The following is an 8,729-nucleotide window of genomic DNA, read 5'->3' on the forward strand; positions in this document are numbered from 1 at the left end:
GGCGGTTTCTGGCGTATCCGGGTCTGGCGTGCCATCCCCTCGTCAGCCGTGTCGGAGAGATCCGCGAGTTTCGGGGCGACGTCGAGCTCAGGGCGGAGATCGGCGGCCCGAACTTCGATGTCTGGGTGGAGCCTGCATAGAGGCCCACTCCCAGCCGGGACGGGCGTGCGGCATAGCCGACGAGCCTTCAAAAAACGTTTTCTGAAGATCGCCCCGCAAGGCCGCCCGGACCCCTCACGGCCTTCAAAAAGCCCTTCAAAAACCGGGGTCGTTCAACAACCTCGGACCACCGTTTTCTGACATGATCCGGGGCCATGACCGCCCCCGAACCGGCCGAGCCGGATCTCCTCGTCGCCGAACCGCTCGTCCGCGCCGAGATCAAGATCGGATACGCCCGGTCTCGACCAGCGGGCAGAAACTCGAACGACAGCTCGACGCACTCAACGCCTCCGGATGCCGGAAGATCTTCGCAGACAAGAAGTCCGGCAAGAACGCGCTCCGCCCCGAGCTGAAGGCGTGCCACGCCTTCCTCGACTCCGGCGACACCCTCGTCGTCCCGAGTCTGGACCGCTACGGCCGCAGCCTCCAGGACCTCATCAACATGGTCGCCGAACTCCGCACCCGGGGCATCGGCTTCACCTCGCTGCGCGAGAACCTCGACACCACCACCCCCGGCGGCCGCCTCGTCTTCCACGTCTTCGCCGCCCTGGCCGAGTTCATCCGCGAACTCATCGTCATCGGCACCAACGAGGGCCTAGCCGCCGCCCGCGAGCGCGGCCGGGTCGGCGGACGCCCCAGCGTCGCCACCGAGGAAGTCATCCGCACCGCCCGCGACCTGCTGCCCGACCCCGGCCGCTCGATCACCTCGATCGCCAAGCTGCTGGGCGTCTCCCCGGGCAGCCTCGACAACCACATCCCCGAGGCAGACCCAAGCAAGATCAATCTCAGCGGCACTTTCCGTACCTCAACTACTCATGAGCGGGGTAAGCGGCGAACTCCATGAGTTTGCTGAGAGGTTGCTTTACGTCGTCCGCCATCGTGTCGGCGCGGCCGGCGACGGCGGCCACTCCCGGACGATAGTGTCTCGGCCGGGGATTTTCCGACACTCGACCCGATGCCGACGCGTTCGCCGTCCAGTCCGAAGACCCTCAGGGGTATTGGAATTCGTTCCGATGTCGGCCCACGAACTCAGTGAACGGCATCGGCTCATGGCCTATCAGCTTGGCGAGCCGGTGTCGGTCGGGGGTGACCGGCAGCGCTGCTGAGGGGTTTGCCAGCATGGCTCCGATGGTCGATATGTGTTGGGCCATGTCCGGGTTGATCACCGGTCCGGCGGCACCGGCGAGTTCGGCTTGCCATTGCTGTTGCGGGATGTGGGTGTAGTGGACGCGACTGCCGATTTCCGCGCTGATGACCGAGGCGATGTCGGCATGGTTGAGCAGTTCGGCGCCGGGCGTGTACGTGATCGGGTGATCGGCGAATCGATTCGGGTCCACCAGCGCCGCAACCGCTAGGTCGGCGGCATCACGTCCGCTGATCCACGGTACCCGGCCCGCACCGAAGCTGTTGGCGAAGCCGCCGGCCGCCCGGATGGACGGACCATGCAGGAGCAGGATGTTCTCATAGAACAGAGCGGCCACCCGCAGCACCGTCGGCTTCAGCCCGGCCCAGGCGAACAGCTCTTCGGCCACGTATTGAGCTCGCCCGAGTCCGCTGGGGCTTTCCGCGGCCGCAGCGGCCATCGACATCACCACCAGATGCGGTGCCAGCGCGGCTTCACGCAGGACCGAGGCCAGGTTCGCCGCCGCGGGCACGATACCCGGCGCGACCGGGTAGGCGAAGTAGACCGCGTCCATGCCATCGACCGCCGCACGCAACGTCCGCCGATCCAGCAAGTCGCCGATCACCACATCGACGCCTTGTTCGCGCAGTTCCTCGGCCGCGTGCCCGTCGGCACGGGCCATTACCCGCATCTGGTGACCGTGGCCGAGCAGCCGCTCGACGATCCGCGCGCCAGTTCGGCCGTGGCGGCCGGTGGCGCCGAGTACCAGCGTCCGTTGGTCGGAGTGAGTCGCAGGGGCTGTCATGGAGCACCTCGTTGTCGTGGTTGCCGGAGTGGAACACACGGTATGGCGAGTGACTTCTATTATGCAAGTAAAGTAGTCGAGGCTGACCGCCGATATCACGAAGGAAAGGAGCACCTGTGCGACACACCAGTTTCCAGTCGATGGGCTGCCCGGTGGCCGGGGCGTTGGAACTGGTCGGGGACTGGTGGACGCTGGTGATCATGCGCGACGTGCTGGACGGGTTCACCCGATTCGACGAGCTGCAACGCAATCTGGGCATCGCTCCGTCCATGCTGACCCGGCGGCTGCGAACGCTGGTCGAATCAGGCTTGCTGCAGCGGCGGCAATATACGGCCACGCCGAAACGCTTCGAATACACGCCGACGCCGCGTGGCAAGGATCTGGCCGTGGTGATCGTCGCTCTTTACGCGTGGGGCGTGAAGCACTCGGCTGTCGGAAACAGCCAGGTTGTCCTGGTCGACCAGGGCAACGGCGAGGAGATCATCCCGGTCTTGACCGATCAAACCAGCGGTCGACAACTATCGGCGATCAACTCCGCATTCCTGGCAGGACCGCAAGCCGACGCTTTCATGAAGGACAGGCTCGACCCCACACTGCGCCAAGCGCGTCGACTACGGGCACAGTCAGTCACCGAGTCATAAATCCGCTGCTCACCGCCTGGGTTCAGCGTGAACCTTCGCTGGCCTCGTCGGGATTGCGCAACGGGCGGGCCGCCCACCCCGATCAGGGAGGACGAAGCCGGGTACCCGTCGAGGCCGAGGTGAGTGCGTGGATTCCGCCCGGCAGCGCAAGCGCATGTGCGTGGCCCTCGAAGAGGGGCACCTGCCTCAGTTCAGTGCAGCGATGCCGGTAATCGACGCGCGTTACGCACCCATCAGTGGATGATTGCGCAGTGTGGAATCGGTGGTAGACATTGTTGCTCATTATGGAATCGGCGCGTGGCTCCCTACTGCGACAACAGCATTCAGGCCACAGGCGGCCAAGGTAGTCGAGTGAAAAGTTGCATCCTGATCTCGGCTGTGTCCACCTGGACGCCTGTGCGCGGGCGCCCAGTAGTTGGCGAGGGTGATGAAGGCCTGTCTTGTGATGCTTCGAGCGGCGAATTCGCTATGAGACCAACCGAGTTCGGTGGCACGGTGTGCTTGGCCGCCATCATGGCTTTGCCAACGATGCACTTTCCCGGCAGATCGCAGTGGCGGAGGCTGTGGAACTTCGGATGGAGCGCTTCCATTCCGTAGCGGAGCGTGGCGGGGTCTTCGGCGTGGCTGCGGCTGATCGGGTCAGCGGACGAATGTCGCCGCCTGGTCGGCCAGGTCGAGTAGTGGCTGTGGGAAGACGCCCAGCACGAACGTGACCGCCGCGGTGACCGCGACGAGGGTGGTGGTCAGTGGCGGGGTGACCAGAACCGGACCGTCGGCGGGCGAATCGGTGAAGAACATCAGCACGATGACCCGCAAGTAGAAGAACGCCGCGATGGCACTGCAGATCACACCGACGATCACAAGTTCTATGGCGCCGCCCGAGGCTGCGGCCTCGAAGACGGCGAACTTGCTGACGAAACCGCTGGTGAGCGGCAAACCCGCGAACGAAAGCAGAAACAGCGCGAAAATCGTTGCCAGCCAGGGTGAACGGCGGCCGAGACCAGCCCAGCGGGGCAGGGCGGTGGCTTCGTCACCACTCGGTTCGCGGACCAGACTGACCACGGCGAACGCACCGAGAGTACCGATGCCGTAGGTCGCCAGGTAGAACAGCACCGCGGCGACGCCACGGTCGTTGGCCGCCACCGGGCCAGTGAGCAGGAAACCGGCATGGGCCACCGAGGAATACGCGAGCATCCGCTTTACGTCGGTCTGCGTGATCGCCATTACCGCACCGACCGCCATGGTGGCGATCGCGACGGCGGCAAGGATCGGGCGCCAGTCGTCGCGCAGGCCGGGCACCGCGACCTGCAGCACGCGCACCAAGGCGCCGACTGCCGCGATCTTGGTGGCCGCCGCCATGAAACCGGTGATCGCGGTCGGGGCGCCCTGGTACACGTCCGGCACCCAGGACTGGAAAGGTACCGCACCGATTTTGAAAAGCAGCCCGACCGCCAGCATGGCGATCCCGAGCAATGCCAGCGTCGTGTCCTCGGGATGCCCGCCGATAGCGTCGGCGATGCCACCGAGTCGCACCGTGCCCGCCTGCCCATACAGCAGCGCGACACCGTAGAGGAAAAACGCCGAGGAGAACGCGCCGAGCAGGAAGTACTTCAGCGCGGCCTCCTGGGAGAGCAGCCGCTTGCGCCGCGCCAACCCGCACAGCAGATACAGCGGCAGCGACAGTACCTCGAGCGCCACGAACATGGTGAGCAGGTCGTTGGACGCCGGAAACAGCAGCAGCCCACCGACGGCCAGCAAGGTCAGCGGGAACACCTCGGTCGTCGCGACACCCGCGCGCAACGCCGCGGTTTCGGCCGCGCTGCCGGGCACCGCCGAAGCCTGCGGAGTGAACGCGTCCACGCCGCGCCCAAGAGTCGCGGCCGCCAGACTCCAGGTTCCCGGGCCCGACCGCGCCTGCTCGCGCGGCTCGGCTCCGCGTTCGGCGATGAACAAGATGCCGAGGATCGACACCACCAGGATCGTTCCTTGCAGGAACAACGTGACGCCATCTATTGCCACGGCGCCGGCGACAGCAGTGGACTCGGTACCCGTCAATGCCACCACAGCGACCAGCGCCGCGGCCAGACCGACCAGGCTCAGCACCAGATGCGTCGCATACCGGAAGCGGCGGGCGACGAATGCCTCGGCCAGCACGCCGAGGACGGCGGCGCCGAACACGATGAGCATGGGGGACAGGGCGCCGTATTCGATGCTCGGCGCCGGGACGCTCGCGGCGAGCGTTGCGGTGTAGTCGAAGTTGTTCACTCAGACCGTCCTGTGTTTGTTTGGCCGCGCCCGCGACGCTGCGTGTCAGCGGCCCTCTGGTCGTTCGCGTCCGCGCGGCCGGCGCCGGCGACTTCGTCGTGGACGCCGCGGCCGCTCGGACGTGAGCCGGGCATGCTCGGTCTCGCACCGCTCGACAATGATGTGGTTGCGCGGGAGGGCGATCGCCGCACTCGGCGTTCGCTGTGCGTCGATGTATCGCCGACAGTGCGCGCACTCATTTGTGTACGCCCTCGGTGTGGTGGGCTGATCCGGCTTCGGGCAGCGGGGGTATCGACGGCGCGGGATCGCTGCGGCCGATGGTGGTGAGGGTTCGGCTCACCGTGGGATTGATGAAGTCGGTCAGAACTTTCGGGTAGACGCCGAGGAACAGCAACGCAACGATCAAGGGGACCACGACGGCGACTTCGCGGGGAGCGAGGTCATAGATTCGTTCATTGCCTTCCTTCACCGGGCCGGTCATCATCCGCTGGTAGAGCCACAGCACGTAGAGTGCGGCCAGCACCAGGGCGCTGGCGGCGACGACCGCCGCCAGTTGGTAGCGGGTGAAGGTGCCGACCAGCACGAGGAATTCGCTGATGAACGGTGCGAGGCCGGGCAGCGACAGCGTCGCAAGCCCAGCGATGAGAAAGGTGCCGGCCAGCACCGGGGCAACCTTCTGCACGCCGCCGAATGCCGCGATGAGGCGAGTGCCCCGCCGCGACACCAGGAAGCCGGCCACCAGGAACAGTGCGGCGGTGGAGATGCCGTGATTGACCATGTACAGCGTCGCACCGGTCTGGCCCTGGCTGGTCATGGCGAACACGCCGAGGATGATGAAGCCGAAATGGGAGATCGACGTGTAGGCGATCAGCCGCATCAGATCGGTCTGCCCGATGGCCAGCAGTGCGCCGTAGACGATGCCGATCACCGCTAGCGTGATCACCAGCGGCGCATAGGTTTGCGACGCGCCGGGAAACAGCAGCAGGCAATAGCGCAGCATGCCGAAGGTGCCGACCTTGTCCACCACGGCCATCATCAGTACCGCGCTGGACGGTGTCGCCGCGACAGCGGCGTCCGGCAGCCAGGTGTGCAGCGGCCACAGCGGAGCCTTCACGGCGAAGGCGAACATGAACCCGAGGAACAAGGCGTTGAGCACCGCGGGCCCGGCGCCGAGCTGGCCCGCAGCGGCCGCCGCGACCACGACGCGGAAATCGAACGTCCCCGACGAGCCCTCGCCCAGCCCTTCGCGGGCGGTGAGCACGTACAGCCCGATGACCGCGGCGAGCATGATCAGTCCGCCGAACAGGTTGTACAGCAGGAACTTCACCGCCGCCCGGGAGCGCTGTCGGCGCAGGAGCGCGTCTGCCGTGCGTGGCCCGAATCCGCCGATGAGGAAATACATCGGGATGAGCATCGCCTCGAAGAACACGTAGAACAGCAGGATGTCCAGCGCGACGAAGGAGATCAGCACCATCGCCTCGACGAGCAAAATGAGCGCCACATAGGTGTGTGCGACCCGTTTACCGCTGCCCACTTCACGGTCGTCGTGCCAGCCCGCCAGAATCAGCAGAGGTACCAGGGCCACAGTCAGCAACACCAGCACCAGCGCGACGCCGTCCAGGCCGAGGGTGTATCCGGCGCCGAATGCCGGAATCCATCGGTGGGATTCGACGAATTGGTATTGCGCTCCACCGGGATCGAAGCGCACGGCGAGCACGATGCCGGTGACCAGCACGAGCAGCGAGAAGCTCAGCGCCACACCGCGTGCGAGGGTGCGTCGCGCGGCCGGGAGGACGAGCACGATCGCCGCACCGACGAGCGGAACCAGCCACAGCGTCGTCAACCAGGGAAAATCGCTCACCACAACCTCACCGCCAGCAGGGCGGCGACCACCAGGGCCGCGCCGGTGAACATGGACAGGGCATACGCCCGCACGAACCCGGACTGCATCCGCCGGGCACGCGCGGACAACCCGCCGATCAGCGCCGCGGTGCCGTTGACGACGCCATCGATGCCGCGGTTGTCGAGGAAGACCAGCGCCCGGGTCAGATGCTGTCCTGGCCGCATGAACGCTGCCTCGTTGACCACATCGCCGTAGAGGTCTTTGCGTGCCGCGACGGTCATCGCGGACACCGGTACGGGCGCGGTCTCGGGGATGTCGCGCTGCGCGTACTGGGCATAGGCGAGGACCACTCCGATGGCGACCACGCCGAGCGCGAGCACCGTCACCAGTGCCGCTGGGATGGTTTCGGGGCCGTGGTGAGCGCCGACCACCGGTTCCAGCCAGTTCTGCAACGAGGAGCCGAAGACGAACACCGCGCCCGCCCCGACCGAGCCCACCGCGAGCAGGATCATCGGACCGGACATCACCGCGGGTGCTTCGTGCGGATGGGTGTCCGGTTTCCAGCGTCGCTCACCGAAGAACGTCATCAGCATGACCCGCGTCATGTAGAACGCGGTCAGTCCCGCGCCGAGCAACGCCACCAGGCCCAGCGCCACACCGCCTTGGTTGAACGCCGCCTCGATGATGCGGTCCTTGGAGAAGAACCCGGCGAACGGCGGGACCCCGATGATGGCGAGGTAGCCGAGGCCGAAGGTGACGTAGGTGATCGGCAGCAGGGTGCGCAGGCCGCCGTAGCGGCGCATGTCGGTCTCATCGTTCATCGCGTGCATCACCGACCCGGCGCCGAGGAACAGTCCGGCTTTGAAGAATCCGTGGGTGAGCAGGTGCATGATGGCGACCGCGTAGCCGGCCGGGCCGAGACCCGCGGCCAGCACCATGTAGCCGATCTGGCTCATCGTGGAGGCGGCCAGCGCCTTCTTGATGTCGTCCTTGGCGCAACCGACGATCGCGCCGAACAGCAGCGTGACCGCGCCGACCAGCACCACCCCGAGCCGAGCGTTCGGCGCCAGATCGAAGATGGGATTGGACCGGGCGATCAGGTATACGCCCGCGGTGACCATGGTGGCGGCGTGGATGAGCGCCGACACCGGCGTGGGGCCTTCCATCGCGTCGCCGAGCCAGGATTGCAGGGGCACCTGCGCGGACTTGCCGCATGCGGCAAGCAGCAGCAACAGGCCGATCGCGGTGAGCGTGCCTTCGCCCGCGCCGGGCGCGGCGCCGAACACGGCGCCGAAGTCGACCGAGCCGAACGTCGCGAACATCACCATCATGGCGATCGCCAAGCCCATGTCGCCGACCCGGTTGACCACGAACGCCTTCTTGGCCGCCGTTGCCGCGGAGGGCTTTTCGTACCAGAACCCGATCAGCAGATAGGAGGCGAGTCCGACGCCCTCCCAGCCGAGATAGAGTACGAGGTAGTTGTTGGCCAGCACCAGCAGCAGCATGGCCGCCAGGAACAGGTTGAGGTAGGCGAAGAAACGCCGCCGCCCTGGGTCGTGGCTCATGTAGCCGATCGAATAAATGTGGATCAGCGAGCCGACGCCGGTGATCAACAGCGCGAAACACATCGAAAGCTGGTCCAATTGCAGCGCGAAGTCGACGTGGAGCCCGGCGACCGGAACCCAGCTGAACAGATTCTGATGGACCGGCCGTTCGGGAGTATCGCGCCCCAGCATGGCGATGAAGGCGTTCGCGGCGACCGCGAACGCAGCCAGCGCCATCGCGGTGCCGAGAAGGTGACCCCACTTGTCGCCGTAGCGCCCGGCCAGGAGCAGGACGATCGCACCCGCCAGGGGGAGGGCGGGCAGCAGCCACAGCGTTGCGGTGTCCACG

Annotated in this window: 6 protein-coding genes; 2 read left to right on the top strand and 4 right to left on the bottom strand. The window is 66.4% G+C overall.

Going from position 1 to position 8,729, the window contains the following annotated elements; genetic code table 11:
- Positions 1–301 precede the first annotated feature (301 nt).
- Positions 302–1,003, top strand: a complete 702-nt coding sequence (locus tag ACT86A_RS22605; RefSeq protein ID WP_445094195.1) for a recombinase family protein — start codon at positions 302–304, stop codon at positions 1,001–1,003.
- Positions 1,004–1,148: 145 nt separating this feature from the next.
- On the opposite strand, the gene ACT86A_RS22610 is transcribed toward ACT86A_RS22605, so the two are convergent.
- On the bottom strand, positions 1,149–2,087 hold the full coding sequence (locus tag ACT86A_RS22610; RefSeq protein ID WP_445094196.1) for an NmrA family NAD(P)-binding protein: 939 nt from the start codon (positions 2,085–2,087) through the stop codon (positions 1,149–1,151).
- 116 nt (positions 2,088–2,203) lie between these two features.
- Between ACT86A_RS22610 and ACT86A_RS22615 the strand changes: the two genes are divergently transcribed.
- Entirely contained in the window at positions 2,204–2,728 is a 525-nt protein-coding gene (locus tag ACT86A_RS22615; RefSeq protein WP_445094197.1) for a winged helix-turn-helix transcriptional regulator, read from the top strand.
- Between the two features lie 639 nt (positions 2,729–3,367).
- Here the strand turns inward: ACT86A_RS22615 and nuoN are convergent.
- The 3 genes from nuoN to nuoL form a co-directional block, all read right to left on the bottom strand.
- The gene (nuoN, locus tag ACT86A_RS22620) at positions 3,368–4,915 is read right to left on the bottom strand and encodes an NADH-quinone oxidoreductase subunit NuoN (RefSeq protein ID WP_445094289.1); all 1,548 of its coding nucleotides are present in this window, start codon (positions 4,913–4,915) and stop codon (positions 3,368–3,370) included.
- 313 nt (positions 4,916–5,228) lie between these two features.
- Positions 5,229–6,854 (bottom strand): NADH-quinone oxidoreductase subunit M, encoded by a 1,626-nt coding sequence (locus ACT86A_RS22625; RefSeq protein ID WP_445094198.1) that lies wholly within the window; start codon positions 6,852–6,854, stop codon positions 5,229–5,231.
- Entirely contained in the window at positions 6,851–8,728 is a 1,878-nt protein-coding gene (nuoL, locus tag ACT86A_RS22630; protein ID WP_445094199.1) for an NADH-quinone oxidoreductase subunit L, read from the bottom strand. Before nuoL ends, ACT86A_RS22625 begins: the two co-directional genes overlap by 4 nt.
- Between the last annotated feature and the right edge of the window lies 1 nt (position 8,729).

The sequence above is a fragment of the Nocardia glycosmidis genome (assembly GCF_052545115.1).

Excerpts from the sequence above, each read along its gene's own strand:
- ACT86A_RS22605 (WP_445094195.1), top strand. The coding sequence starts at position 302 with ATGATCCGGGGCCATGACCGCCCCCGAACCGGCCGAGCCGGATCTCCT.
- ACT86A_RS22610 (WP_445094196.1), bottom strand. The coding sequence starts at position 2,087 with ATGACAGCCCCTGCGACTCACTCCGACCAACGGACGCTGGTACTCGGC.
- nuoN (WP_445094289.1), bottom strand. The coding sequence starts at position 4,915 with ATGCTCATCGTGTTCGGCGCCGCCGTCCTCGGCGTGCTGGCCGAGGCA.